27 protein-coding genes are annotated in these 24,318 nt (G+C 60.2%); 9 read left to right on the top strand and 18 right to left on the bottom strand.

Going from position 1 to position 24,318, the window contains the following annotated elements; translation table 11 throughout:
- Positions 1–94: 94 nt before the first annotated feature.
- Positions 95–607 (bottom strand): c-type cytochrome, encoded by a 513-nt coding sequence (locus HCZ30_RS14385; RefSeq protein ID WP_167638999.1) that lies wholly within the window; start codon positions 605–607, stop codon positions 95–97.
- 122 nt (positions 608–729) lie between these two features.
- Here HCZ30_RS14385 and HCZ30_RS14380 point away from each other — a divergent pair, with 122 nt between their 5' ends.
- On the top strand, positions 730–1,572 hold the full coding sequence (locus HCZ30_RS14380; RefSeq protein WP_167638998.1) for a prephenate dehydratase: 843 nt from the start codon (positions 730–732) through the stop codon (positions 1,570–1,572).
- A gap of 3 nt (positions 1,573–1,575) precedes the next feature.
- On the opposite strand, the gene HCZ30_RS14375 is transcribed toward HCZ30_RS14380, so the two are convergent.
- Entirely contained in the window at positions 1,576–2,040 is a 465-nt protein-coding gene (locus HCZ30_RS14375) for an SRPBCC family protein (RefSeq protein WP_167638997.1), read from the bottom strand.
- A 45-nt stretch (positions 2,041–2,085) separates the two neighbouring features.
- The gene (gene nudC, locus HCZ30_RS14370) at positions 2,086–3,027 is read right to left on the bottom strand and encodes an NAD(+) diphosphatase (protein ID WP_167638996.1); all 942 of its coding nucleotides are present in this window, start codon (positions 3,025–3,027) and stop codon (positions 2,086–2,088) included.
- Between the two features lie 243 nt (positions 3,028–3,270).
- On the opposite strand from nudC, the gene HCZ30_RS14365 reads away from it, so the two are divergent.
- The 3 genes from HCZ30_RS14365 to HCZ30_RS14355 are packed head-to-tail and all read left to right on the top strand — an operon-like array spanning position 3,271 to position 5,851.
- Positions 3,271–4,275, top strand: a complete 1,005-nt coding sequence (locus tag HCZ30_RS14365) for an ABC transporter substrate-binding protein (RefSeq protein WP_432442771.1) — start codon at positions 3,271–3,273, stop codon at positions 4,273–4,275.
- Positions 4,276–4,314: 39 nt separating this feature from the next.
- Positions 4,315–5,103 carry an ABC transporter ATP-binding protein gene (locus HCZ30_RS14360; protein WP_167638995.1) on the top strand — a complete coding sequence of 263 codons (789 nt, stop codon included), beginning with the start codon at positions 4,315–4,317 and terminating at the stop codon, positions 5,101–5,103.
- Positions 5,096–5,851: an ABC transporter permease gene (locus tag HCZ30_RS14355; protein ID WP_167638994.1), complete on the top strand. Its 756-nt coding sequence runs from the start codon at positions 5,096–5,098 to the stop codon at positions 5,849–5,851. The genes HCZ30_RS14360 and HCZ30_RS14355 overlap by 8 nt, the downstream gene beginning before the upstream one ends.
- Positions 5,852–5,888: 37 nt before the next feature.
- Here the strand turns inward: HCZ30_RS14355 and pheT are convergent, their stop codons facing one another.
- The 6 genes from pheT to pyk all read right to left on the bottom strand — a co-directional run bounded on the left by pheT (position 5,889) and on the right by pyk (position 11,894).
- Complete coding sequence (gene pheT / locus HCZ30_RS14350) at positions 5,889–8,285, bottom strand: phenylalanine--tRNA ligase subunit beta (protein ID WP_167638993.1); 2,397 nt, start codon at positions 8,283–8,285, stop codon at positions 5,889–5,891.
- Positions 8,286–8,297: 12 nt separating this feature from the next.
- Positions 8,298–9,368, bottom strand: a complete 1,071-nt coding sequence (pheS, locus tag HCZ30_RS14345; RefSeq protein ID WP_167638992.1) for a phenylalanine--tRNA ligase subunit alpha — start codon at positions 9,366–9,368, stop codon at positions 8,298–8,300.
- A 142-nt stretch (positions 9,369–9,510) separates the two neighbouring features.
- Positions 9,511–9,876 (bottom strand): 50S ribosomal protein L20, encoded by a 366-nt coding sequence (gene rplT / locus HCZ30_RS14340; protein ID WP_167638991.1) that lies wholly within the window; start codon positions 9,874–9,876, stop codon positions 9,511–9,513.
- A gap of 13 nt (positions 9,877–9,889) precedes the next feature.
- Positions 9,890–10,090: a 50S ribosomal protein L35 gene (gene rpmI / locus HCZ30_RS14335; protein WP_167638990.1), complete on the bottom strand. Its 201-nt coding sequence runs from the start codon at positions 10,088–10,090 to the stop codon at positions 9,890–9,892.
- 110 nt (positions 10,091–10,200) lie between these two features.
- On the bottom strand, positions 10,201–10,419 hold the full coding sequence (locus HCZ30_RS14330) for a hypothetical protein (RefSeq protein ID WP_167638989.1): 219 nt from the start codon (positions 10,417–10,419) through the stop codon (positions 10,201–10,203).
- Between the two features lie 29 nt (positions 10,420–10,448).
- Positions 10,449–11,894 carry a pyruvate kinase gene (pyk, locus tag HCZ30_RS14325; protein ID WP_167638988.1) on the bottom strand — a complete coding sequence of 482 codons (1,446 nt, stop codon included), beginning with the start codon at positions 11,892–11,894 and terminating at the stop codon, positions 10,449–10,451.
- Positions 11,895–12,118: 224 nt separating this feature from the next.
- Between pyk and HCZ30_RS14320 the strand changes: the two genes are divergently transcribed.
- Both HCZ30_RS14320 and HCZ30_RS14315 read left to right on the top strand, forming a co-directional pair.
- The gene (locus HCZ30_RS14320) at positions 12,119–12,436 is read left to right on the top strand and encodes a DUF1244 domain-containing protein (protein ID WP_167638987.1); all 318 of its coding nucleotides are present in this window, start codon (positions 12,119–12,121) and stop codon (positions 12,434–12,436) included.
- A gap of 113 nt (positions 12,437–12,549) precedes the next feature.
- The gene (locus tag HCZ30_RS14315; RefSeq protein ID WP_167638986.1) at positions 12,550–13,416 is read left to right on the top strand and encodes a calcium-binding protein; all 867 of its coding nucleotides are present in this window, start codon (positions 12,550–12,552) and stop codon (positions 13,414–13,416) included.
- 27 nt (positions 13,417–13,443) lie between these two features.
- On the opposite strand, the gene HCZ30_RS14310 is transcribed toward HCZ30_RS14315, so the two are convergent.
- The 4 genes from HCZ30_RS14310 to HCZ30_RS14295 all read right to left on the bottom strand — a co-directional run bounded on the left by HCZ30_RS14310 (position 13,444) and on the right by HCZ30_RS14295 (position 15,436).
- A complete protein-coding gene (locus tag HCZ30_RS14310; protein ID WP_167638985.1) occupies positions 13,444–14,304 on the bottom strand; it encodes a D-amino-acid transaminase in 861 nt (286 codons plus the stop codon).
- Positions 14,305–14,358: 54 nt separating this feature from the next.
- The gene (locus tag HCZ30_RS14305) at positions 14,359–14,916 is read right to left on the bottom strand and encodes a hypothetical protein (RefSeq protein ID WP_167638984.1); all 558 of its coding nucleotides are present in this window, start codon (positions 14,914–14,916) and stop codon (positions 14,359–14,361) included.
- A gap of 4 nt (positions 14,917–14,920) precedes the next feature.
- On the bottom strand, positions 14,921–15,103 hold the full coding sequence (locus HCZ30_RS14300) for a hypothetical protein (RefSeq protein ID WP_217703059.1): 183 nt from the start codon (positions 15,101–15,103) through the stop codon (positions 14,921–14,923).
- A 99-nt stretch (positions 15,104–15,202) separates the two neighbouring features.
- Positions 15,203–15,436 (bottom strand): hypothetical protein, encoded by a 234-nt coding sequence (locus HCZ30_RS14295; protein WP_167638982.1) that lies wholly within the window; start codon positions 15,434–15,436, stop codon positions 15,203–15,205.
- Positions 15,437–15,686: 250 nt separating this feature from the next.
- Between HCZ30_RS14295 and HCZ30_RS14290 the strand changes: the two genes are divergently transcribed.
- Positions 15,687–16,646, top strand: coding sequence for an L-malyl-CoA/beta-methylmalyl-CoA lyase (locus HCZ30_RS14290; RefSeq protein ID WP_167638981.1), 960 nt, complete (start codon positions 15,687–15,689; stop codon positions 16,644–16,646).
- On the opposite strand, the gene HCZ30_RS14285 is transcribed toward HCZ30_RS14290, so the two are convergent.
- A complete protein-coding gene (locus tag HCZ30_RS14285) occupies positions 16,640–17,293 on the bottom strand; it encodes a hypothetical protein (protein ID WP_246212851.1) in 654 nt (217 codons plus the stop codon). The genes HCZ30_RS14290 and HCZ30_RS14285 overlap by 7 nt on opposite strands.
- Before the next feature lie 154 nt (positions 17,294–17,447).
- On the opposite strand from HCZ30_RS14285, the gene HCZ30_RS14280 reads away from it, so the two are divergent.
- Positions 17,448–18,410 (top strand): acetyl-CoA carboxylase carboxyltransferase subunit alpha, encoded by a 963-nt coding sequence (locus HCZ30_RS14280; protein WP_167638980.1) that lies wholly within the window; start codon positions 17,448–17,450, stop codon positions 18,408–18,410.
- Positions 18,411–18,478: 68 nt separating this feature from the next.
- Here the strand turns inward: HCZ30_RS14280 and HCZ30_RS14275 are convergent, their stop codons facing one another.
- Genes HCZ30_RS14275 through HCZ30_RS14265 form a run of 3 tightly spaced genes read right to left on the bottom strand, consistent with a single transcriptional unit; the run spans position 18,479 to position 20,789 of the window.
- Entirely contained in the window at positions 18,479–19,213 is a 735-nt protein-coding gene (locus HCZ30_RS14275) for a lysophospholipid acyltransferase family protein (protein WP_167638979.1), read from the bottom strand.
- Entirely contained in the window at positions 19,210–20,115 is a 906-nt protein-coding gene (locus HCZ30_RS14270) for a cell division protein FtsX (protein ID WP_167638978.1), read from the bottom strand. The genes HCZ30_RS14275 and HCZ30_RS14270 overlap by 4 nt, the downstream gene beginning before the upstream one ends.
- Entirely contained in the window at positions 20,112–20,789 is a 678-nt protein-coding gene (locus HCZ30_RS14265; RefSeq protein ID WP_167638977.1) for a cell division ATP-binding protein FtsE, read from the bottom strand. Before HCZ30_RS14265 ends, HCZ30_RS14270 begins: the two co-directional genes overlap by 4 nt.
- Before the next feature lie 170 nt (positions 20,790–20,959).
- On the opposite strand from HCZ30_RS14265, the gene HCZ30_RS14260 reads away from it, so the two are divergent.
- On the top strand, positions 20,960–21,808 hold the full coding sequence (locus tag HCZ30_RS14260) for a zinc-ribbon domain-containing protein (RefSeq protein WP_167638976.1): 849 nt from the start codon (positions 20,960–20,962) through the stop codon (positions 21,806–21,808).
- Here HCZ30_RS14260 and HCZ30_RS14255 read toward each other — a convergent pair whose 3' ends face one another.
- Positions 21,809–24,307: a DUF4175 domain-containing protein gene (locus HCZ30_RS14255; RefSeq protein WP_246212849.1), complete on the bottom strand. Its 2,499-nt coding sequence runs from the start codon at positions 24,305–24,307 to the stop codon at positions 21,809–21,811.
- Between the last annotated feature and the right edge of the window lie 11 nt (positions 24,308–24,318).

Below are 24,318 nucleotides of genomic sequence, written 5' to 3'. Positions count from 1 at the left end.
CGGTGGATGAATGGAATTTGACCAATTCGTGATCTACGCAAAGCAAAAGGCCGCCCCGAAGGACGGCCTTTGTAAATTCTGTCAGCAGTAAAGCTTACTGGCCGATGGTCGACAGGTACGCGATCAGGTCGGCGCGGTCCTGGATTTTCGGCAGACCGGCAAAGCCCATTGCGGTACCCGGTGCGAAGCCGCGCGGGTTCTCGATGAAGTGGCTCAGGTTTTCCGGGGTCCAGACATCGACGACTTCTTCCAGCGCGCCCGAGTAGGCGAAGCCTTCGATGCTGTCGACCGGACGGCCAACAACGCCGTAAAGGGTCGGGCCGGTGCCGTTTACGCCCTCTTCTAGCTTGTGGCACGATGAGCACTTGCGGAAAACCTTCTCGCCAGCAGCAGCGTCGGCGCTTGCGAAGACTTCTTCAAACGACGGACCTTCTTCAACCGGCTCATCCGAAGCACCGGTGTCGATCAAATACGCTTGCGCGTGATCGCCATGGCCACCTTCGTTGGCGGTGTAGATTTCGTCAGCGGCCCAGCCGCCCAGCAGAAAAACAAGCCAGGCGCCACATACACCGCCCAGAACCTTGGTCATCGTCATTGTGTCGAACATGTCGCGTTCCATTCTGTTCGCAGTTTCGGGGCTATCTACATGGTTCCTGTCCACTCTTGCAAGCAATAGAACCGCGACTTATTGCCCAAAAAACAATATTGAGGGGCTGAGGAGGTGCACAAATGACCGGACGTATCGCATTTCAGGGGGAACTGGGCGCCTATGGCCATCAGGCCTGCGTCGAGACTCGTCCCGATTTTGAACCATTTCCCTGCACTTCGTTCGAGGACACGATCGAATCCGTCCGCAAAGGCGAGGCCGAGCTTGGCATGGTCGCGGTCGAGAATTCGACCTATGGCCGCGTCGCTGACGTGCACCATCTGCTGCCGAAAAGCGGCCTGCATATCATCGACGAAGCCTTTGTCCGCGTTCACGTGAACCTGCTTGGCGTCAAAGGCGCCAAGGTCGAAGACGTGCGCGAGGCCCACGGTCACACGGTTATCCTCCCGCAGTGTGCAGGCTTCCTGCGTGAGCACGGTATCAAGCCCGTTGCCAGCAGCGACAATGCCCGCGCCGCGCGCGAAGTTGCGGAACTCGGCGATGTGAGCCGCGGTGCGCTCGCCAGCGAACTGGCCGCAGATATCTACGGCTTGAACGTTCTTGCGCGTCACATCGAGGATCAGGCCAACAACACCACCCGCTTCCTGATCATGGCGCGTGACGCTGACTTCCGCCGCCGCGGGAAGTTCGGGATGATGACCAGCTTTGTCTTCCGCGTCCGCAACATCCCCGCAGCTTTGTACAAAGCGATGGGCGGTTTCGCGACGAATGGCGTCAACATGACCAAGCTGGAAAGCTACATGGTCGACGGCCATTTCACCGCGACGCAATTCTACGCCGAGATCGAAGGTCACCCCGACGATCGCAATGTGCAACTGGCGATGGAAGAGCTCGACTACTTCACCGACCACATCAAACTGATGGGTGTGTTCCCCGCAGCCGCGCGTCGCTACGAGCGCAGCTAAGGATTAGATGCCGGTGTAGGCCGTTTCGATGTCCTCGGCCACATCGGCAACCTTGCTCTTGAAGCGGTGGGTCAGGTTGCCCTTTGCCAGCTTCAGCGACTGGAGCAGAAGACGCGCCGCCAACGTGCGCGGCGACAGATCCACGACAAGCATCATCCGCGTGCGCGACGGCGACAACGGCACCAGTTCGAGCGTCGTCTGACCGTCGATACCGCCGGATTCGAATTTGGCTTCCATGTGCGCAGGCGCATCAAGGCGGGTCATTTCGATGTGGGCAGCGCGTTCCTTGCCGCGATAGCGGAACTTCACGTCCCATGCAGTCCCGACGCCGACAGTCTCGCTATCGTCGTTGCGGCGCAGATCGATTCCCCGACGCAGGATAGACCGTTCGAACATCCGGAAATCGGTGACACGTTCGTAGACGTGCGCGATCGGAGCTTCGATGTCTTCTTTGGTCGAGAAACGCACCCTAGACCCTCTCTTTAGGACTGCAAGATTTCGCGCAGATTGTGCTTAATCGCGCGTGGCCGCAAGCCAATTTGCCAGCAATCGACCTGCGATAGGTCCCTTGCGTGGCGGGGCAACCTCAGGGTGCCCTCCGGAGAACACCAATGCTAGCTCTTCGCGCGTTAACCATTTGGCATCGGCCAGTTCTTCGGGATCGATTCTGATCTCGTCGCTCGTCGCGACAGCCGTGCAGCCGATCATAAGCGAAGACGGAAACGGCCACGATTGGCTGGCGGCATAGTGGACTTCGCCCACCGTGATACCGGTCTCCTCGAACACCTCGCGGCGGACGGCAGCTTCGATGGTTTCACCTGGTTCGACAAAGCCGGCGAGGACCGAATACATCTGCTCGGGCCACGTCGCACCGCGACCGACCAGCACGCGGTCGTTGCGCTCGACCATCATGATGACGACGGGATCGGTGCGCGGGAAGTGCTGGGCACCGCAGGCGCTACAGCTCCGTTGCCACCCGCCTTTGACGGCTTCGGTCTTGTCTCCACATTTGGCGCAATACCCGTGACTCCGCTGCCATTCGAGCACGGCCTTCGCCGTCGCGGCGATATCTGCCTCGAATGGATCAAGCACCGTGAGCATTGCCCGCATGTCGATAAAGCTCTGCTCGCTCGGCAGTAGAGGGTGGATCTGGCGCGAGTCGTCGAGGAACGCGCCAAGGGCGGCATCCTCAATATCCGCAGGTTCCCATCTGGAAATGTCGGTCGCGAACAGCGGCTGCCCTTCGGGGCGGCCCAGATAGATGCAGTCGCCTTTGTCGTCGAAAATCTCGTGATCGACTGGCAAACGGACCAGCCTGTCCTCTTCTACCAGCGGCTTACCACGCCACAAAGCAATGCTGCGCGTTTCGGCTTGGGTATAAATCACATCGGCCTGATCGCGCTCCTCGGCAGAGCGGTCGAAGCCGTCACCGGCAAAGGAAAGAGGGTACATCATGGAAAATCTCTGCCACGGCGATTTGCCCAACTCAACGCCATTGTGCTCGCGTCTCGCTCAATTGCCCGTTCATTGCCCATCTGCGCTGTACCCAAGCTGCACAGAATTAGAGCGCAATGACGAGAATCAGCCTAGCATCAGTGCATAAGGTTCGAATTATACCATCCGTTCAAATCTGACCATCGGCATGGGTGCGAACAAAAAGACTAGGCTGAGCCATCACGTTCAACAGCGGAGATTCCTGTGTTTCAGAAATCAATCATCTCACTCGCCGCGCTGACTGCCATGGCTGCTCCGGCGTTCGCGGAAACCAACATTCCTTTCGCGCTCGATTGGAAATTCGAAGGCCCGTCCGCACCCTATTTCCTCGCAGTCGACAACGGCACCTTTGCTGAAAAGGACCTGTCGGTGGAAATCTCCGAAGGCGCAGGTTCGCTCGACGCGATTCCGAAAGTCGCCACAGGTGCGTTCCCGCTCGGCTTTGCCGATATCAACTCGCTGATGCGCTTCCTCGACCAGAACCCCGGCGCGCCGGTCACCGCGATCATGATGATCTATGACGCGCCGCCCTTCGCAGTCGTTGGCCGCAAGTCGCTTGGCATCGAAGAGCCCGCCGACCTAGCTGGCAAAGTTCTCGGCGCTCCACCGCCCGACGGTGCATGGGCGCAGTTCCCGATCTTCGCCGCGCAAACCGGCCTCGACATGGACGCGATCACCGTGGAGCCGGTGGGCTTCCCGACCCGCGAGCCGATGCTAGCCGCTGGTGAAGTCGCTGCCGTCACCGGCTTCTCGTTCTCGTCGACCCTCAACCTCAAGCGCCTCGGCGTGGCAGAGGATGACCTGTCGGTCCTTCTGATGACCGACTATGGCGTGGACCTTTACGGCAACGCGATCATCGTGAACACCGACTTCGCTGCTGAAAACCCTGATGTGGTGACCGCCTTCCTTGAAGCGATCGGTGAAGGCTGGAAAGACGCCATCGCCGACCCAGATGCAGCAATCGAAGCCCTGATCGCCCGCAATCCGGCGGCTGACGCGGACCTCGAAAAAGAGCGCCTCGAAATGGCGATCTCGGACAACGTGAACACCGCCTATGTGCAGGAAAACGGCTTCGGCGGCATTGATGACGAGCGCATGGCAAACGCCATCGAACAGACCAAGACCGTCTACGAGTTCTCCAACGAACCCGACGCGAGCCTGTATTTCGACAGCAGCTACCTGCCTGAGGGCGGGTTCTCGCTCGAATAAGATGGTTGCCCCCGTCCACGCGGCGGGGGCCTCCCCTGAATGACGAACCTTATCGAAATCAAAGACGTCCATCACGCCTACCAAACGGCGAATGGACCGCTCCCCGTGCTCGACGGCCTCGATCTATCGGTGCCGGAGGGCGAATTCTGCGCTGTCGTCGGACCTTCCGGCTGCGGCAAGTCCACCCTCACCCGCCTTGTGACCGGCCTCATGAAGCCCGACAGCGGCGAGGTCTGGCTCCACGGCGAGCTGGTAAAGTCCCCGCGCAAGACGGTCGGGATGGCGTTTCAGAACCCCGTTATGCTCGAGTGGCGGACGATCATGCAGAACGTCATGCTGCCGCTGGAAATCGTTGCGCCGTCGATGTCAAAAGCCGACCGCGAAAAGCGCGCTATGGAGCTGCTGGAGCTCGTCGGCCTCGCCGGTTTCGAGCATAAGCGCCCCAGCGAATTGTCAGGCGGGATGCGCCAACGCGCTTCGCTCTGCCGTGCCATCGTTCATAAGCCTCAAGTGTTGATCATGGACGAACCCTTCGGCGCGCTCGACAACTTCACGCGTGAAGACCTGTGGCAGACAATGCGTGACCTTCGCGCCAAGGAACCGTTCACATGCGTGCTGATCACCCACGACCTGCGCGAAAGTGTGTTCCTCGGTGATCAGGTGGTCGTGCTGTCGGGCCGCCCTGCCCGCACCCAATACGTGCTCGACGTGACGCTGCCTGCGGACCGGACCATTGATGTGCTCTATGAACAGCAGGCGGGCCAAATGCTGCACACGCTCCGCGACCAGATCCGCATCGCTCAAGGGCGGGAGGAAACACATGCGTAAGATCCTCACTCCGCTTATCGCAATCGTGGTGTTCCTGCTGCTGTGGGAGTTCATCGTCTGGGTCAACGACTGGCCGAACTACGTCATGGCATCGCCCTCGGACCTGCCCGAAGCTTACGCCCGCTTCTGGAAGCTATTCCTTGTCATGGGCTGGCAGACGCTCTGGCGGACGGTCGTCGGCCTGCTGATCGCGGTCGTCGTGGGCACGCTGATCGGCATGATCATGGGCTTTTCGCGAACGGCCCGCGATGCGCTCTACCCGCTGCTCGTCGGCTTCAACGCGGTGCCCAAGGCGACGCTCGTCCCTGTCATCGCGCTGATTTTCATTGGCCAGCACGATTTCAACACGGTGCTGATGGCGTTCCTGATCAGCTTCTTCCCGATTGCCGTCTCGGTGGGCATTGGCCTGTCGACACTGGAACCCGAATACCGCGACATCCTACGGGCGCTTGGCGCGTCGAAAATGACGATTTTCTGGAAAATCGCGCTGCCGAAAACGCTGCCCGAATTCTTCGGCGCACTGAAGGTCGCGGTCACGCTGGCTTTCATCGGCACCAATCTGGTCGAGATTGTATCCCCGCACGGACGCGGGCTCGGTGCGCTCTTCAAGTCGGGAGAAACCAACGCGAACTATCCGTTGATGTTCGCCGTCCTGATCGCCTTGGCGGTGCTCGGCATACTCCTCTACTACGCGGTTGTCGCGCTGGAGAAGATATTTGCCGGATGGGCCGAACGGCCCCAGTCATAACGAAAAAGGGCGGCTCGTTGAACCGCCCTTTCTAGTCTTAGCCTCGGAGCGTGCCGCCCGTCGCCTTAGTCACTTTCTCGATGATCTTGGCACCTACGGCCTCGATATCCTTGTCCTTCAGCGTCGCATCTTTGGGCTGGAGGCGGACAGTAATCGCAAGCGATTTCTTACCTTCGCCGAGGCTGCCACCGATGAATTCGTCGAACACGCGAACCTCTTCGATCAGCGCCTTGTCGGCACCGGCAGCGGCGTTGACCAGCGTCAGCGCCTCGACATCCGCATCGACGATGAACGCAAAATCACGCTCGACCGCTTGCAGTTCGGAGATGTCCATGGCCGGACGGCTGGAGGTCGCGTTCTTCGGCAGCGGGATGTCCTGCGGGAAGATCGTGAAGGCCACGACCGGCCCCTTAAGATCGAACTCGCTGATGATCTTCGGGTGAAGCTCACCGAAGATGCCGAGCGTTTTCTTCGGACCGAGGCAGAAGCGACCGTGACGACCGGGGTGGAACCAATCCGGACCGCCGCGCATGATCTGCATCTTTGCCGGAGCGCCGATAGCCGCAAGGATCGCCTCGGCATCGGCCTTGGCGTCATAAAGATCGACCGGACGCGATGCGCCGTGGACGTCCTTGGGGCCAGTGCGACCAACGAGGATACCTGCAATTTGCAGGTTCTGTTGGTTCGGCTCTACGCCTTGGAAGACATGGCCAACCTCGAACAGCGCCAGATCCGAAATACCGCGCGCCTGATTGCGAGCAGCAGCACGCAGCAGCCCCGGCAGCAGGTCCGAACGCATGTGGCTCATGTCGGACGAGATCGGGTTCTCCAGACGGGTCACATCGGTGCCGCCGCCGAACAGTTTGTCGGCCGCTTCGTCGATGAACGAATAGGTGACGCACTCGTTGTAACCGAGCGACGCAGCGGTGCGGCGGCCAGTCGAGGTGCGCACCTGCATCGGGGTCAGAACCGGCTTCGGCACGCCTGCCGAGGCACGCGATAGCGGCTTGCCTTCGAGTTTCGTCAGCGACGCAATGCGGGCGACTTCCTCGACGAGGTCAGCTTCGCCCTGAACGTCCGGACGCCACGACGGCACGTGCGCCATATCCTTTTCCATACGGAAACCGAGCGCGGTCAGCGTCTGACGCTGTTCGCTTTCGGGGATGTCCATGCCAACGAGGCTCTGCACGCGCTTCGAATCCAGTTTGTAGGCACGGCTGTGATCCGGAACGGCACCGGCTTGGACCAGTTCGGACGCCTCACCGCCCGCGATGTCGACGATCATGCGCACCGCATGTTCGAGGCCCTCGGGCGTAAATTCCGGATCGACGCCGCGTTCGAAACGGTAGCGGGCGTCGGAGTTGATCTTCAGCGCACGGCCCGCGTAGGCGATCTGGATCGGATCCCACCATGCGCTTTCGACGAAGACGTTGACCGTCTCGTCGGTGCAGCCGGTGAGTTCGCCGCCCATGATGCCCGCGATGCTTTCAACACCGGTGTCATCGGAGATGATCATGGTGCCGACAGGAATGGTGTAGCTCTTTTCGTCGAGCGCAATAATCTCTTCACCACCCGCAGCGCGGTGAACGCGCAGGTTGCCGTTTACCTTGTCCGCGTCAAAGACGTGCAGCGGGCGGTTCAGGTCGTAGGTGTAGAAGTTCGTCACGTCCACGAGGAACGAGATCGGGCGCAGGCCGATAGCGGTCAGACGGTCCTGAAGCCACTGCGGCGACGGGCCGTTCTTCACGCCTTTGATCAGGCGACCACAGAACAGCGGGCAGCCGTCCAGCGTGTCGTCGTCGATGGTGACGTCGATTTCCGATTTGAACGAAGCCTGAACCGGCTCGACCGATAGCGGCTTGAGCTTGCCCAGACCACGTGCAGCAAGGTCGCGCGCGATGCCGCGAACTCCAAGAGCGTCACCGCGGTTCGGCGTGATGGCGATCTCGATAACCGGTTCGATCTTCGACGGGTCGTTCTGCGCAAGCCAGTCAACGAAGGTCTGGCCGACTTCGCCCGAGGAAAGTTCGATGATGCCGTTGTGCTCGTCCGACAGTTCCAGCTCGCGCTCGGAACACATCATGCCGCGGCTTTCGACGCCGCGGATGTTGCCGACGCTGAGCGTGACGTCGATACCCGGAACGTAGTCGCCCGGCTTGGCCAGAACGACAGTGATGCCTTCGCGGGCGTTTGGTGCGCCGCAGACGATCTGCACTTCGCCTTCGTCCGAAGCGACCTTGCAGACGCGCAGACGGTCGGCGTCGGGGTGCTGCTCTGCGCTGGTGACTTTGGCGATGGTGAAGGTTTTCAGCGCATCGGCGGGGTTCTCGACGCCTTCGACTTCGAGGCCGAGATCGGTCAGGGCTTCTTCGATTTCGGTCAGCGACGCATCAGTATCGAGGTGCTTCTTGAGCCAGGAAAGAGTGAATTTCATCGTAATATCTCCTTAGCGGCTCAGACCGCCGTGCAGGGTCGGCACGTCGAGGGCAGAGAAACCGTAGTGGCGCAGCCAGCGCAGATCGCTGTCAAAGAAGGCGCGCAGATCGGGGATGCCGTACTTCAGCATGGCGATACGGTCGATGCCGATACCGAAGGCAAAGCCCTGCCCTTCGTTCGGATCGACGCCGGCGGCTTCCAGAACCTTCGGGTGCACCATGCCGGAGCCGAGGATTTCGAGCCAATCATCGCCCTCACCAACGGTGACCTTGCCGTCTTCCCATTTGCACTGCACGTCGACTTCTGCCGACGGCTCGGTGAACGGGAAGTGCGAGGCGCGGAAACGGGTCTTCACGCGCTTGCCGAAGAAGGCCGAGAGGAATTCCTCAAGCACCCACTTCAGGTTCGCCATGCTGATGTCCTTGCCGATGGCGAGGCCCTCGACCTGATTGAACATCGGGGTATGGGTCTGGTCGTAGTCGGCGCGATAAACGCGGCCCGGCGCGATCACGCGGATCGGGGCGCCGTTCTTTTCCAGCGCACGGATCTGTACCGGCGAGGTGTGCGTGCGCAGCACCGGCGGCGCGTCGTTCGAACCTTCCGGCGTCTTCATATAGAAGGTGTCCATCTCAGCGCGGGCCGAGTGGTGGCTCGGGATGTTCAGGGCGTCGAAGTTGTACCAGTCGCTTTCGATCTGGGGGCCTTCGGCCACGGTGAAGCCCATGTCCGCGAAGATCGCCATGACCTCTTCGGTCACTTGGCTGATGGGGTGGACCGTGCCTTGACGTGCGTGGCGCGACGGCAGCGTGACGTCGAGCCATTCGGACTTCAGACGCTCTTCCAGCGCGGCATCGGCCAGCGCAGTTTTCTTGGCGGTCAGCGCGGCGTTGATCTCGTCCTTCAGCGCGTTCAGAGCGGGACCGGCGACCTGCCGTTCTTCGGGCGTCATCTTGCCCAGCTCACGCATCTTGAGGCTTACTTCACCCTTCTTGCCAACGGCGGCAAGACGGACTTCTTCGATGGCCGCCTCGTCCGAGGCATTGGCAATCAGGTCCAGATATTTGGCTTTCAGGTCGTCCATGACATGCCCTTTGCAACTTGCTTGGCTTGCAATTACCCCGCCTACCCCGAAGGCACAAGCATTGCGCCTTAAGCTGGGCTGCGGGCAAAGAAAAAGGCCGCCCCGCAGGACGGCCTTTTCAATCGTGTGCTAACGCGAGTGATTAGGCGGCCAGAGCGGCGCGTGCCTTTTCAGCGATGGCGTTAAATGCTTCCGGCTCGTGGACGGCCAGATCAGCAAGTACCTTACGGTCAACTTCGATACCGGCTTTGGCCAGACCGTTGATGAACTTCGAGTAGGTCAGCGATTCGTCATATGCACGGACAGCAGCGTTGATACGCTGGATCCACAGAGCGCGGAAATTACGCTTGCGGGTCTTACGGTCGCGGGTCGCATATTGGTTGGCCTTGTCTACGGCCTGACGAGCGACTTTGAAGGTGCGGGAGCGGCGGTCATAATAACCTTTGGCCGCGTCAAGGACCTTCTTGTGACGACGATGAGTGACGGTACCACCTTTGGTGCGCGACATGGTTCAGGCCTCCTTAGCGGTCGTAGGGCATGTAGGACTTGACGATCTTCGCATCAGGTGCGGAGAGCGTCGTGGTGCCACGAGCGTCACGGATGAACTTCGTGGTGCGTTTGATCATGCCGTGGCGCTTGCCAGCCTGACCAGCTTTGACCTTGCCGGACGCGGTCACTTTGAAGCGCTTTTTGGCGCTCGATTTAGTCTTCATTTTGGGCATTTCCGTCTCCTTCGGAAGGTGCGGTTTACGCGCGACTCGGCATGCCACATGAGCCGGTCACACGGTTAGAGCGGGCCGTATAGGGCTGCTCGGCGATTTTGGCAAGAGCGTTAGTGGATGAAACGCGCCACGACCCGCATAAAAGCTTCGGGCACTTCATCCAGCTTGTATGTGTGGTTGTTCAGGGCAAGAACGACCAACGATCCTCCGGCGAACACCATGATCGATGCAGCCTTCGGAGCTCTTCCTTCGGAAAGCGCCCCCACAATGGGTGGGAGCGCGAGGCCTAGCAAAATCAGGCCAACTACCAGTAATAAATCTGTGTCCATATCCACATTACCTAATGAATAAGGATACCTTACTCATTATCGGCGCTGTGGATCAAACGTTCTTCGCACGGAGCGACGCGCAGGATGTTCGTCGAACCCGGCGTGTTGAACGGAACACCGGCGGTGACGATGATCTTATCCGACTCTTCGGCGAAGCCTTCGGCCTTGGCTGCACGGATCGCACCGATGACGGCCGACTTGAAGCGGTCAACGCTGTCGGTCATCGCGGTGTTCACACCCCAGCTCAGGCACAGACGGCGCGCGGTGCGCTCGAACGTGGTGAGGGCAATGATCGGAACGCGCGGACGTTCACGCGACACGAGCAGAGCCGTGGTACCCGACTGCGAGAAGCAGCAGATCGCGGCGATCTTGGTCTTTTCAGCAATTTCGCGAGCCGCCGAAACGATGCCGTCGGCGACGGTCTCGTGCGCGATACGGCGCTGGGATTCGATGATCTCGACGTAGGTCGGGTCCGATTCCACTTCATTGGCGACGTTGTTCATGGTGGTCACAGCTTCGACCGGGAACTGACCAGCGGCCGATTCTGCCGAAAGCATGATCGCGTCTGCGCCTTCGTAAATCGCGGTCGCAACGTCCGAAACTTCCGCACGGGTCGGCATCGGGCTTTCGATCATCGATTCGAGCATCTGGGTCGCAACGATAACCGGCTTGGCAGCAGCGCGGCACTTGCGGATCAGGCGCTTCTGGATCGGCGGCACGTTGGCAACCGGCAGTTCGACGCCAAGGTCACCACGAGCAACCATGATGCCGTCGGAGACTGCGAGAATGTCGTCGAATGCTTTGACAGCGGCCGGCTTTTCGATTTTCGCGAGGATAGCAGCGCGACCGTTGCACAGCGCGCGGGCTTCTTCCATGTCCGACGGACGCTGAACGAACGACAGAGCCAGCCAGTCGACGCCGAGGCCACAAACGAACTCGAGGTCCTTGCGGTCCTTGTCCGACAGTGCGGGAACCGGCAGCACGACGTCAGGAACGTTCACGCCCTTGCGGTTCGAGATAATGCCGCCGACGGTAACTTCGCAATCAGCGAAATCACGGCCGCAGTCTTTGACCTTGAGGCGGATTTTACCGTCGTTCACCAGCAGGTTCGCACCCGGCTCGAGAGCGTCGAAGATTTCCTTGTGCGGAAGTTTGACTCGGGTGCTGTCGCCTTCTTCGTCCTTGAGGTCGAGGCGGAAGTCCTGACCGACTTCTAGCATCTCTTCGCCGTTTTTGAAAACGCCGACGCGCAGCTTCGGTCCCTGAAGGTCGGCGAGAATGCCGATCGCGCCGCCGCAGTCTTTCTCGACCTGACGGATGATATCGTAGCGCGCTTGGATCTCGCTGTGCTCACCGTGGCTCATGTTCAGGCGGAACACGTCGGCTCCTGCCTCATGAAGTGCGCGGATCATTTCGTAGCTGCTGGAAGCCGGGCCCAGCGTAGCAACGATCTTTACGTTGCGGTGACGTTTCATCCCTAAGTCCTCGTATCTGCCGTGTGATAAGGTCCGTTAACGCTAACGCACCATTTGCGCCCCTTATTGCGCAAAAGCTCTTCGGCCTCAACTAGACTATTCGAACCTACGAAAATATGACACCACCCGCCTAGAGATGTGACCTCAAATCCCTACCTTACAGAGTGTCACGAACGTTATCCTTAAGCGGCAGACCGCCAAAAGGCATTTCAGGAGGAGTAATCATGGACGACCAGACGCGCATCGAACTCGAAGCCGCAGCATTCCGCGCCCTGCGCGAACACCTGATGGAAAATCGCACCGATGTGCAGAACATCGACATGATGAACCTCGCAGGCTTTTGCCGCAATTGCCTGTCGCGTTGGTATCAAGAGGCCGCGAACGAGCGCGGCATCGAAATGGACAAGGCCCAAGCGCGAGAAATCTTCTACGGAATGCCATTCGAGGAATGGCGCGACCTGCACCAGACCGAAGCGGACGCGGGCAAACAAGCCGAATTCAAAGAGGCTTTCGCGCGCAACGTCGGTGACACGGCAAAATAGTTTATGATTTTAGGCCAGGATGGATAGTTCTGGCCCTCTTTTTGCATAACGGGACTCAAATGGGCCATTGAGCCGCCGTTACCGTTGCCAGAATAGATTCATGGTAACGAACTATGCTGCTCACGTTGTTATTGGCTTCACTTGGCGTTGCGCTCTTCTCGAGCGCAATCGTCATGGATTCGTCGACCGATGATAACACGGACGACGGAAACGAAGGCGGCTCGACCGGAACCAACGACAATGATGGCGACGATAACTACGTCGGCACCTCGCTCGCGGACAGCTTCTTTCTTGGCAACGGCGATGACACTGCTACGGGCGGTGATGGCGACGATATGCTTGCAGGCGGCAACGGAAACGACACGCTCTACGGCGGCAACGGCGAAGACACGATCAGCGGCGGCGCGGATGAAGACGTGATCGCCGGCGATGGTGGCAATGATATCATCGCAGGTGACGGCGGGGACGACATCATCTCCGGCGGGGACGGCAACGACTTTATCGAAGGCGGCACGGACGCCGACACTGTCCACGGAGACAACGGCGACGACATCATCTACGGCGGCAGCGGCTATGATTGGCTCTACGGCGATGATGGCGACGACCGGATTTTCGACGTGTTCGGGCGGAATCACCTGTTTGGCGGCAACGGCGATGATGTGATGCGCGGCGGCCTGATGTCGACCCTGAGCGGCGGCGCGGGAGACGACGTATTGCACCTGATGGGCGCCATCGGCATTGGCGGCGAAGGCGCAGATGTGTTCTGCGTCGAGGATGTCCAAAATGATCCGGCGTGGATCAAGGATTTCGTCCCAGCCGAGGATACCCTCATGATCGAGATGGAGTCGCCTGAAACCGCCGACATCCGCCTCGTGACCGAAGGGGCCGCGACCGTCGTCTACAACGGCGATCAGATCCTCGCCGCGATCGAAGGCGGCGTCATCACCTTGGACAACATCACCCTCGTGGCCTTCAAATAAAAAGGCCGCCCGAAGGCGGCCTCTCGTTTACTTGGCGGTCTTGAGGCTTTCCTCAATGTAAATCTCGCGCAGGCGCAGCGACACATCGCCGGGTTTGCCCGTGCCGATGGCCGCGCCGTCGATCTCCACCACCGGCTGCACGAAGGTCGTTGCCGAGGTGATGAACGCCTCGTCGGCCTCTTGCGCTTCGGCAATGGTGAAATCGCGCTCTTCGACTTTGAACTGGGCTTCTTCGGCGAAACGCAGAACGGCAGCGCGGGTGATGCCGTGCAGGATGTCGTTCGACAGAGCACGGGTGATGATCGTGTTGCCCTTGACGATGTACGCGTTGTTCGAGGTGCCTTCGGTCACGACGCCTTCCTCGACCATCCACGCGTCATCACAGCCCTTCTTCTTGGCCATCATCTTGCCCCACGACGGGTAGAGCAGTTGGGTTGTCTTGATATCGCGGCGCGACCAGCGCTCGTCGGGGATCGAGATGACTTTGATGCCAGTCTTGATCGACGGCATTTCAACGAGCTTTTTGGCGAAGGTGAACAGCACGATGCCTGACGGTACTTCGTCCGGATCCGGCCATGCGAAATCACGGTCAGCCGGTGCGCCGCGGGTGATCTGAAGGTAGATGCCGCCCTCTTCGAGGTCGTTGCGCTTGACCAGCTCGCGGTGAATTTCCAGCAGCTCGTCCATGGTGACGGGGTTGCGCATTTCCAGCTCGGAAAGCGAACGCTCCAGACGTTTGGCGTGGCCGTCGAAATCAACGAGCTTGCCGTCGATGACGGAGGTTACTTCATAGACGCCATCCGCCATGAGAAACGCTCGGTCAAAGATCGATACTTTGGCTTCCGTTTCGGGCACATACTCGCCATTGACATAGACGGTGCGGGTCATGGGATCCTCCGATAAAAGTGACGCCTAGCGTCATCGGGCAACCCTGACCCACCGTCAAGCCCCGTGAGGCGGCAACACCGAATAGACTGAAGTTTCGGTGACGATCTTCCGCGCATCCTGCGCCAGCAGCGCGATCTGCGAATAGTAGTCGATCATCTCGCCCGCCATCTTTGCGATCTTCAGCAAGCTCGACTTTTCGGCGTCCGTCAATGGTCCGGCATTTTCGCTATCCGCGACAACGAGGTTCCCCAGCTTCACACCCTCATGCATGACGCCCACCAGCGTCAGACCTTTCGTGACGGAATAATTACCGTTCACGCTATCCAGATCGCCCAGCACAAGCATGGCATCGGCAATGTCGAAGAATTCCGCGTCATGGATATGCGGCGGCAATTCGCGCTCCCACTGCTCCTTCACTATATCTCCATGCGCACCAATGACGAATTCGACCGAGCGGAGGTTGAGGTAGAACGCAGCCCGCGAACGGCCCGTGGCACGACACGCGAGTGATGCGAGCCGGTCGAACGTGGCACGTCGACCGAGGTTCAGCCCTTGCAGAATACGAACCGAGTCCGTGGATCTAAGAAGGTTCCTGATTACAATCGACGGCATCTACTCACCTACTCGCCAATGAGAAAACGTCTTTGAGCATCAACTTGAGGCTCGCTTTGGACAGCACGACTTCGGCGGCAATCCCTGCGAAATCGGTCAGTGTCATTTGCAGTTCGCGATCACGCAGCTTTTGCTGCCTGTTGCTGTAGACAAAGAACCCGCCGACCATCTCGCCCTCGACCATCACGCGGGCGCGGGCGGTGTAAGTAAAGCGAGCGATTTCGCCGTCAAACAGCGGCGCGTTCGGGAAAACCTTCAGTGGCTCGTTTGTTTCGATGAAATTCTTTTACTGGATCGAATTATAGATCGAACGACGGAAGCGGGTGGCAGGCATCTTATGATGCCCGATCACGGAAATGTCTTTGTCGAGCGCCATCGCGACAGCGGCGGCGTCCATGCCGGTCAGATCACAAGCGAGCGCACATAGGTCATCAAGAACCTCGCTGGGCCCGAGATCGAGTTTCTCCAGCAGCGTCGGGCCATCGACCCGGGTCAACAACTCGCGAAAAGTGGTACTCATAGCACTTATATTTCTAGCAAATCCAAGGGTTCAAAAATATCGGCTCTAATATTTCACTCGTATAATATGCCTCCTATTGCCAGAAGGTCTTGTTCTTTACGTTTTCCACATCTCGAAAGTATTGGCCCCTATCCGCTTGCGTCCTTAGCTGCGTATTTATGCTGCAAATGCAAAATGACCTTGCACACCATCGGGCAATTTAATAACCAAAAGCAGAACTGTTAAGTAACATCATTGCTCGGAGAATTTTATGTCCTTCCGAATCCAGCCCGCTGCTCCCGCCCGTCCGAACCGTTGCCAGCTATTTGGCCCCGCCTCGAACACGAAGCTGTTCGCCAAAATGGCTGCGAGCGCCGCTGACATCATCAACATCGACCTCGAGGATTCGGTTGCGCCCTCTGACAAGGATATGGCCCGCGCCAACGCTATCGAAGCGATCAACACGGTGGACTGGGGCAACAAATATCTGTCCGTTCGCATCAACGGCCTTGATACGCCATATTGGTACCGCGATGTCGTCGACCTGATGGAGCAGGCCGGCGACCGCCTCGATCAGATCATGATCCCCAAGGTCGGATGTGCGGCAGATGTCTACGCCGTCGATGCCCTCGTGACCGCCATTGAGCGCGCCAAGGGCCGCACCAAGCCGATCAGCTTCGAAGTCATCATCGAATCCGCCGCGGGCATTGCGCACGTCGAAGAAATCGCAGCGTCCTCCCCCCGCCTTCAGGCCATGAGCCTCGGCGCTGCCGACTTCGCTGCCTCGATGGGAATGCAGACCACAGGCATCGGCGGCACGCAGGAAAACTACTACATGCAGCACGGCGAGAACCGCCACTTCTCGGACCCTTGGCACTGGGCACAGGCCGCCATTGTTGCCGCTTGCCGCACCCACGGCGTTCTGCCGGTCGACGGGCCGTTCGGCGATTTCTCCGACGACGAAGGTTACCGCGCTCAGGCCCGCCGCTCGGCCACGCTCGGCATGGTCGGCAAATGGGCGATCCATCCCAAGCAGATCGCACTCGCCAACGAAGTCTTCACCCCGTCGGATGAGGCCGTCACAGAGGCCCGCGAAATCCTCGCCGCGATGGAAGACGCCAAAGCACGCGGCGAAGGCGCGACCGTTTACAAAGGCCGCCTCGTCGACATCGCGTCGATCAAGCAGGCCGAAGTCATCGTCCGTCAGTCGGAAATGATCGCCGCTCAGTAATTTCGGAGCGACACCGTCCCGAACACACAAGCCCGCTGGCAGTCGGTCGCGTCGTGACCAATCGTGTCCGACACGACCGACATCGCCTCGCTCAGACCCTCAAACCGCGGATCGTCGCACTGGCTGTCGAAGGGGTACTCCCCTTCGTCGTCGCCGAAATCGATCGCATCACAGCTGGTCGCCCGCATTGACCGCTCCGCATTCCAAAGCTCCAGATTGCCGTCGACATAGGCGTTTAGGCAGTCGGTGCGGTCCATGCCAACATTGCTCCAGTCCAGAACCGACGCCATGCCGCGCCCGAAGAAGCGGCGGTCGTCGCACTCCCCGTCCTTGGCCCACTCGCTGGTGTCATCGCCAAAGATGATACCGTCGATCATCTCGTAGACCGCCAGCTCGTCGGTGCCAGGAGCGGGTTTTATCGTGATCGTTCCGGCGTTGAACGCGTTCCGGCAGTCAGTCGCATCCGCCATGATATCGTCATCAAGCAAAGGCGTCGCCGTCATGCCCGTGCCTTCAAAGCGGGGGTCGTCACATTCGCCATCGTTCGCAAACATGCTCGAGTCGCTGCCGAAGTCGACCTTACCCTGCGCCCAGACGGGCGATCCAAGCATAAGCGAGCAAATCGCGCCGGTGATGATACGTTTCATGACGTCCTCCCTTGCCGTATGGTGAAAGCCTGCCAAATTGCCCCTACGGGAACAACTTGTTCCTCGGCTTTATGCCCATTATCGGTAGCCGAGTTGCAAACCCCACCGATGCACCATTATATCGAACGCATTATAGCAGTCCGGAAGGCACCCGATGACCATCTACCTCGAGTTTGAAAAACCGCTCGCCGAAATCGAAGGCAAGGCCGAAGAACTCCGCGCACTGGCGCGCAACAATCCCGAGATGGATGTCGAAAAAGAAGCCGCCGGCCTGGACAAGAAAGCGTCCGACCTGCTTGCACAGCTTTATGGCTCGCTCACCCCGTGGCGCAAATGTCAGGTCGCCCGTCACCCCGAGCGCCCGCACTGCCGCGACTACATCGACGCGCTGTTCGACGAATACACCCCGCTCGCCGGTGACCGTAACTTTGCCGACGACCTTGCCGTTATGGGCGGCCTCGCGCGCTTTAACGGCCAGCCTGTCGTCGTCATCGGCCACGAAAAAGGCCACGACACCAAGAGCCGCATCGAGCACAACTTCGGCATGGCCCGCCCCGAAGGTTACCGCAAAGCGATCCGCTTGATGGACCTCGCGGACCGTTTCGGCCTGCCGGTCATCACGCTCGTCGACACCGCTGGCGCATATCCGGGCAAGGGCGCTGAAGAGCGCGGCCAGTCCGAAGCTATCGCCCGCTCGACCGAAAAATGCCTGTCGATCAAAGTTCCGATGATTTCGATCATCATCGGTGAAGGTGGTTCGGGCGGCGCTGTCGCCTTCGCGACCGCCAACCGCGTCGCGATGCTGGAGCACGCGATCTACTCAGTCATCTCGCCGGAAGGCTGCGCGTCGATCCTCTGGAAAGATTCGGACAAGATGCGCGAAGCCGCCGAGGCGCTGCGCCTGACCGCCCAGAACCTCAATGAGCTGGGCATCATCGACCGCATCATCAAAGAGCCGCTTGGCGGCGCACACCGCGACGCGGACGCTGCGATCAACGCGGTTAAAGACACCATCGCCTCGATGCTGAAAGACATGAACGGCAAGGACGGCACCGAGATCCGCGATGCCCGCCGCAAGAAATTCCTGAACATGGGCGCCAAGGGCCTGGCCGCCTAAGCAACTCCAGACACGAAAAAGCCGCGCGATCCGAATGGGCCGCGCGGCTTTTTCGTGTGCCGGACGCTTCAGCGCGAAAGTTGGGCGCGGGCTTCGTCCATCAGTGCGTTGGAGTGCGTCTCGATGGTGTTTTCGAGCGTCGCCATGAATTCCTTGGTGCTCAGACCCGGTTTGATGGTCGGCAGGAACTCGATCACCGCAGTGCCCTTGCGGCGCATGATGCCGTGGGCGGGCCAGAACATCCCGACATTGCAGGCCACAGGTACGCAGTCAGTGCCCATTTCGCCGTAGAGCACCGCAGAACCGATCTTGTACGGCTTCTTGTCACCTGGCTCCACACGGGTGCCCTGCGGGAAGATGATCAGCTGGCCCGGATCTCGACGACCGGCGTTGACCTCGGCGACCATCTTTTTGATCGCCGCGCCGCGCTTGCCGCGATCCACGGCAATGCAGCCCATCATCTTGCCGTACTGACCGACGATCGGCGCCCATATCAGTTCCTTTTTCATGATGAACTTACCGCGCGGAACGGCCGAGTAAATCAGGATGATATCGAGGAACGACTGGTGCTTGCCGACGATCAGCACCTCTCCGGTCGGCGGAGTGCCGCGAATTTCGGTGTCGAGGCCCACCATCCACCGCGCGGACCACCGCACCCATTTGCACCACGCGTGGGCAGCAGCGAATGCGCCGCGACGGTCAAAGAGCGCCCAAGGCAGGAAGACGATCGCGATGACCAGCATCAGGAAATAGGCGATCACGATGAAAATAAAGGAACGAACCCACTGGATCGCGTTGCTCATGAAAGTGCCCTCAATGTACGAAGCGCAGCCGAACGGGTCGCGAGGAACGCGACGACCGCAGCCAGCAGCGGAATGGAGGCAGGCGCGAACCACGACGCACCGCTGAAACTCAGCCCCGTCAGGAAGCCGCCCGCAACGTCACTGCTTGGGAGGAGTAGAACGGCCAGCGTGCCAGCCAGCGCACCGATGGCAGAGCCACCGAACGCGCGAATGGTGAAGCGGCGCACGAACGCACCCGCGATGTAGATGTCGCGCGCGCCGACGAGGCGCATCACTTTGATCACCTGCGCATTCGCAGCAAGCGCAGCATTTGCCGCCAGAGTGATCATGGCAGCGGTGGCTGTTGCGATCAGCGCAATCGACAGGATCGACAGAAGGCGAAGGCGGTCGGCAGCGGCAACCAGCGGCTCCCGCCAACGAGTGTGGTCGTCAAGGATCGCACCCGGAACTTCGGCCTGAAGACGCGCACGAAGGCCGGTGGCATCATAGCCCGCGCCCTCCTCCACAACTTCGATCAGACGCGGGATCGGCAGGGTGTCGATGGGCAAGTCGGGACCGAACCACGGTTCCAGCAGTGCCTGCTGCTCGGCCATGTCCAATGCACGGGCACTCGCCACGCCCGGAGTCGTTTCGAGCAGGTTCACCGCAGCCGCCACCTGCGCATCCAGCTGATCGGCAGGCGCCGAAATACGGAGCGTCGAAGTGCGAGCAAGCTCTGATGCCCAGCGGTCCGCGAGCTGGCCAGCAGCTAGGCCAAGCGCCAGCGCAAACACCGCAAGGAACGCCATCGCGCCCGAAGTGAAAACGGTCAGGTTCGCGGTGAAACCCGTTGGCGGAACCGAACGGTCAGCTAGCGGGTCGCCTGCGAGCATCGAGAAATAACGGCGGATGACAGCGATCATAGATCGACCCCAGCTACATGCAGACGCTGGTTCATCAGGCGCAGAACGCGGGCCTGCACCTGCATCTTGGACGCCTGACGGATCAGGTTCAGATCGTGCGTCGCCAGCAGGATCGTTTTGCCCATGCGGTTCAGCTCGACAAGAAGCTTCAGCAGACGCTGGGACATTTCCCAGTCGATATTGCCGGTTGGCTCGTCCGCGATGATGACGTCGGGCGAGATGATGACCGCGCGGGCCAGTGCCGCCCGCTGACGTTCACCGCCGGACAGTTCTGGCGGACGCTGGCCAGCCTGATTGCGCAGACCCACCCAGCTCAGCAGATCCTCAAGGTATTCACTCGCCTCATCCGCACGGCCAGCAACAGTGAGCGGCAACGCGACGTTCTCGGCAACGCTCAGGTGGTCGAGGAACTGGCAGTCCTGATGGACGACCCCGATGTTCCGGCGCGAGAGCGCGATATCGTCACGCTGCAATTCGCGCACGTTTTTCCCGAACAGGCGCACATGACCAGCGGTCGCGACCAGCTCGCCGTAGCAGAGCTTCAGCAACGTCGTCTTGCCCGCGCCAGACGGGCCGGTGAGGAATTGGAATGAGCCGGGGGCAAGTGTAAGCGACACGTTCGAAAACAGTTCAGCCCCGCCGTAAGAGTATGCGACTCGGTCGAGTTCTATCAAAGATTGGTCCTTTCGCCCCGGTGCCTGTGTCTTCTGCCCAAAAGATCAGCCGAATTCAATTGTCCCGACATCGGTTGGGCGTGGTTTTGCTTTTGTCCGCGCTTTGTGGTTGTTAGTAATGGAAGGAATTCAAGACCGTCCGCGTTCTCGCGGCAGATTGGGAAACTGTAATGCGTCTGATTTGCCCGAATTGCGGAGCACAATACGAAGTACCCGATGACGTGATCCCCGATGGGGGCCGCGACGTCCAGTGTTCGAACTGTGCGCACACCTGGTTCGAAAAGCCGGGCGATTCCGAGACGTTCGAATTGTCCGACGCTGGTATTTCGATCCCCGAAGTCGAAGTCGAAGAGCCCGTTGCTCCTCCGCCGCCCGTTCCGCCCCGCGCCACCGAACGTGCTGCGCCTGCCGCACCTGTCGCGCCTCCGGTGGCGCCCGAATACGACGACTACGAAGACGAGGATGATGACGACGATTTCGTTGCGCCCTCCGGTCCGCGTCGGTCGATCGACCCCGATGTCGCCGAAATCCTGAAGGCTGAGGCAGAACGCGAGGCCGAACGCCGCGCCGCCAATCCCGAACCTGAAGGTTTTTTTGAAACCCAGACCGAGCTTGGCCTCGAAGAGCCGTCTTCGCTCGAAGAGCGCCGCGCTGCCGAAGCGCGCGCGAGAATGGCGCGTCTTCGCGGTGAGCAGCCGGCCGATCCTGACACGCCCCGCCGTGATTTGCTGCCGGATATCGAAGAGATCAATTCGACCCTGCGCCCAGCAAGTGACCGCGCAGAGAACGAGCCGTCGCCGACCGAAGCCGTTCAGGATCGCCGTCGCGGTTTCCGTACTGGCTTCTTCGGCATGATCCTGATCTCTGCTGTCGCGGTGACCGTCTACGTGCTTGCCGCGCAGATAGCGTTGTCGCTGCCGATGGCTGAGCCTTACCTCGACAGCTACGTTGTGTGGGTCGACGGCCTGCGCAATGCGCTTGATATATGGGTGCAGGGGCTTCTTGCCGAAGCTGCCTGATCAGAACTGATCGAGTAGCCGCTCAAGATAGCTGCGTTCGTCTTCCGAACGATTAAGCTCACCTGCACGGCGGCGGATTTCATCGAGCAACTCGCCCGCACGGCGGTAAACGTCCTCGTCCTGAAGCATCCCGCGGTCGGTATCCGAACGGCCCGACTGACCCAGCTGGCGACCCAGCGGATCGGTGTTCTGCGCCTGTTGGTCACTGCCGCGCGTCGCACCTGCGCGGTCATTGCCCGAGCCCTCTTCACGCTCGCGATTGTTGGTCAACGCCTGACCAAGATTGCGCATCCCTTCGCGCAGACTATCGAGCGCTTCGGCCTGACGATCCAGCGCCTCGGACATGTTGTTGTCGCGGAGCGCCTGTTCTGCCTCGTCCATCGCACGGTCTGCATTTTCGAGCGAGCGTCGCATAATCTCGGCTTCCTCGCCGGTCAGCGCAGGCAGATTGTGACGCTGGCGTTCGAGCATGTTACGGAGGGCCTGCTGGCGATCCGCAAGGCTCTGTTCGCCTTGGCCTTCGTCTTGCTCGCCGCCATCCTCTTCCTGACCAAACTGCGGCTCGCCGTCCTGTGTCATGCCAGGATTGAACTGTTCTTGCAGGTCGCGGAAGGCATCGTCGGACAGCTCCTGCTGTTCCTGCAAGGTATCGCCAAGCTCTTCCATCGACCGCTCACCCTGCGTGCGCGGCCCGTCCTGCCCTTGGCCCTGCTGGACCTGCATATTGTCGATGAGGTCGTTGAGTTGCTGCATCAACTCCTGCGCCTCGGCCATTTTGCCTTCGGACATCAGCTCCTGAATGCGGTCCATCAGAGCGTTGATTTCGTCCTGAGTGAACGTCATCGAATTGCCCTGCCTTTGATCGGGACTGTCTGTCTGGTCTTCGGGCGCGCCGGCCTGATCGGCAAGCATCTGCGTGTAGGCTTCGGTCGCCTCGCGCAGTTCATCCATCAGTTCCTGAATTTCCTCAGGGCTGGCGCCGTTGCGCATCGCTTCATTCAAACGCTCGCGGGCACGGTTCAGACGCTCCAGCGCGTTCGCCAGAGAGCCTTCCTCTAGATCGACGGCAATCGCCCACAGCTGCGCGGCCACGTCGTTCTGGACCTCATCGCTGAGGCCCGCCTCAATCCCGTTTTCAAGCGTCACGATGGCATCGCGGATGGCGACGTAAGGCTCCATGTCGGTGAACAGTTCTTCGGGCTTGGCCGACAGCGCGCGCAGGATTTGCGTAACACGCGGAGCATTGGCCTTGGCCCAAAGCAGATCGCGGCGCATCTCGATCACTGACTTGGCGATAGGTTCGAAGAAGCGGCGACCGGGAAGGATGATTTCGTGGGGTTCGCTCGTCGCGACATTGCCAGCTGCATCTTCCGCCGCGATCTGCATCACGACGGGAAGGTTGGCGATCGGTTCTTCGCTGAAATCCTCGACAAGCGAGGCGTCGAAATCGCTGCGGTCACCTGTAATCGGAAGCGGGATATCGACAATCAGCGGCTCGTGCGGATCGGGGTCGGTCAGCAGGCCGTGGTGGCGGTCCAAACGGGACATATCGAGCGTGAATGTGGCGGTCCCGCCGACCACACCGTAGTCATCGCTGGCATGGAACGGCTGGGTCATGACGCCCTTTGCGTCGACCTCTATCTCTCCATCCAACCTCACCGAAGGAGCATTGTCGGGCAAAAGCGTCACGTCCCAGCTGCGGCCACCTTGCCCCGTGATGTCAATCTTCCCGCCCTGCTGGACGTTGAACGATTGCTGCTGTTGCGACGCGGGCGGAACGTCGGACCCTGCGCGGGCAGAGACCGTCTCGGCCAGCGTCAGATCACCGATATCGCCGTAGAACCTCACGGTGATTTTCGAGCCGGAGAGCACTTCGATCCGGTCGGTCGTCAGGTCGGGAAGATACAGCGTCGGCATTCCGGTATATGCGGGCGGTTCGATCCAGCCCTCCCACGTCGGCCCCATCACGGCAGCGGTCGGCGTGCCGTTCTGTGCAATCTCGGCCACAGTGCCGATGCGCCAGACCGATCCGAACATCACAGCAACGAGGAAAAACAGCAGCGCCATATAGCGGACGCCAAACGGATCGCGCTCCGATACCCGCAGGTCAGGCGACACGGGCCGCGCGTCGCGGGTGCGGTGGAGCATACGTTCGAGGTGCACGGCCCAGACGGCTTTCGACGCTTCGTCGGTGCTGCCGATCGCTTGCGCGTCGTTCAGCGCGGAAATCGGGCGGCCTTCGAGCGCACCGTCGACGCGGGCGATGGCTTCGGCTTCGGTCGGGAAATGGAATTTGCGCCAACCGAGGTAGAGCGTCACCGCGAGCGCCACGATGCCTGTGGCGATAATTGCCCAGAACGCTTCCAGCGGCAGGAAATCCTGCCAGCCGAACATCAGCGGCGCGAGTAGGAAGAAAGCCACCGTCCAGACCGGCCAGTACGAACGCACGATGCGCTCGGCCAAGAGGCCGATGCGGGTTGCGAGTACTGGTAGACGCAAGTGCGATAGAC

It is taken from the genome of Marivivens donghaensis, assembly GCF_011806565.1.
GTDB lineage: Bacteria > Pseudomonadota > Alphaproteobacteria > Rhodobacterales > Rhodobacteraceae > Marivivens > Marivivens donghaensis_A.
The sequence above is the reverse complement of the archived record's forward strand: the minus strand, read 5'-3'. Positions and strand labels throughout refer to the sequence as shown.

Coding starts and splice junctions, on each gene's coding strand:
- HCZ30_RS14385 (WP_167638999.1), bottom strand. CDS start 607: ATGTTCGACACAATGACGATGACCAAGGTTCTGGGCGGTGTATGTGGC.
- HCZ30_RS14380 (WP_167638998.1), top strand. CDS start 730: ATGACCGGACGTATCGCATTTCAGGGGGAACTGGGCGCCTATGGCCAT.
- nudC (WP_167638996.1), bottom strand. CDS start 3,027: ATGATGTACCCTCTTTCCTTTGCCGGTGACGGCTTCGACCGCTCTGCC.
- HCZ30_RS14360 (WP_167638995.1), top strand. CDS start 4,315: ATGACGAACCTTATCGAAATCAAAGACGTCCATCACGCCTACCAAACG.
- HCZ30_RS14355 (WP_167638994.1), top strand. CDS start 5,096: ATGCGTAAGATCCTCACTCCGCTTATCGCAATCGTGGTGTTCCTGCTG.
- pheT (WP_167638993.1), bottom strand. CDS start 8,285: ATGAAATTCACTCTTTCCTGGCTCAAGAAGCACCTCGATACTGATGCG.
- pheS (WP_167638992.1), bottom strand. CDS start 9,368: ATGGACGACCTGAAAGCCAAATATCTGGACCTGATTGCCAATGCCTCG.
- rplT (WP_167638991.1), bottom strand. CDS start 9,876: ATGTCGCGCACCAAAGGTGGTACCGTCACTCATCGTCGTCACAAGAAG.
- rpmI (WP_167638990.1), bottom strand. CDS start 10,090: ATGCCCAAAATGAAGACTAAATCGAGCGCCAAAAAGCGCTTCAAAGTG.
- HCZ30_RS14330 (WP_167638989.1), bottom strand. CDS start 10,419: ATGGACACAGATTTATTACTGGTAGTTGGCCTGATTTTGCTAGGCCTC.
- pyk (WP_167638988.1), bottom strand. CDS start 11,894: ATGAAACGTCACCGCAACGTAAAGATCGTTGCTACGCTGGGCCCGGCT.
- HCZ30_RS14320 (WP_167638987.1), top strand. CDS start 12,119: ATGGACGACCAGACGCGCATCGAACTCGAAGCCGCAGCATTCCGCGCC.
- HCZ30_RS14315 (WP_167638986.1), top strand. CDS start 12,550: ATGCTGCTCACGTTGTTATTGGCTTCACTTGGCGTTGCGCTCTTCTCG.
- HCZ30_RS14310 (WP_167638985.1), bottom strand. CDS start 14,304: ATGACCCGCACCGTCTATGTCAATGGCGAGTATGTGCCCGAAACGGAA.
- HCZ30_RS14305 (WP_167638984.1), bottom strand. CDS start 14,916: ATGCCGTCGATTGTAATCAGGAACCTTCTTAGATCCACGGACTCGGTT.
- HCZ30_RS14295 (WP_167638982.1), bottom strand. CDS start 15,436: ATGAGTACCACTTTTCGCGAGTTGTTGACCCGGGTCGATGGCCCGACG.
- HCZ30_RS14290 (WP_167638981.1), top strand. CDS start 15,687: ATGTCCTTCCGAATCCAGCCCGCTGCTCCCGCCCGTCCGAACCGTTGC.
- HCZ30_RS14285 (WP_246212851.1), bottom strand. CDS start 17,293: ATGAAACGTATCATCACCGGCGCGATTTGCTCGCTTATGCTTGGATCG.
- HCZ30_RS14280 (WP_167638980.1), top strand. CDS start 17,448: ATGACCATCTACCTCGAGTTTGAAAAACCGCTCGCCGAAATCGAAGGC.
- HCZ30_RS14275 (WP_167638979.1), bottom strand. CDS start 19,213: ATGAGCAACGCGATCCAGTGGGTTCGTTCCTTTATTTTCATCGTGATC.
- HCZ30_RS14270 (WP_167638978.1), bottom strand. CDS start 20,115: ATGATCGCTGTCATCCGCCGTTATTTCTCGATGCTCGCAGGCGACCCG.
- HCZ30_RS14260 (WP_167638976.1), top strand. CDS start 20,960: ATGCGTCTGATTTGCCCGAATTGCGGAGCACAATACGAAGTACCCGAT.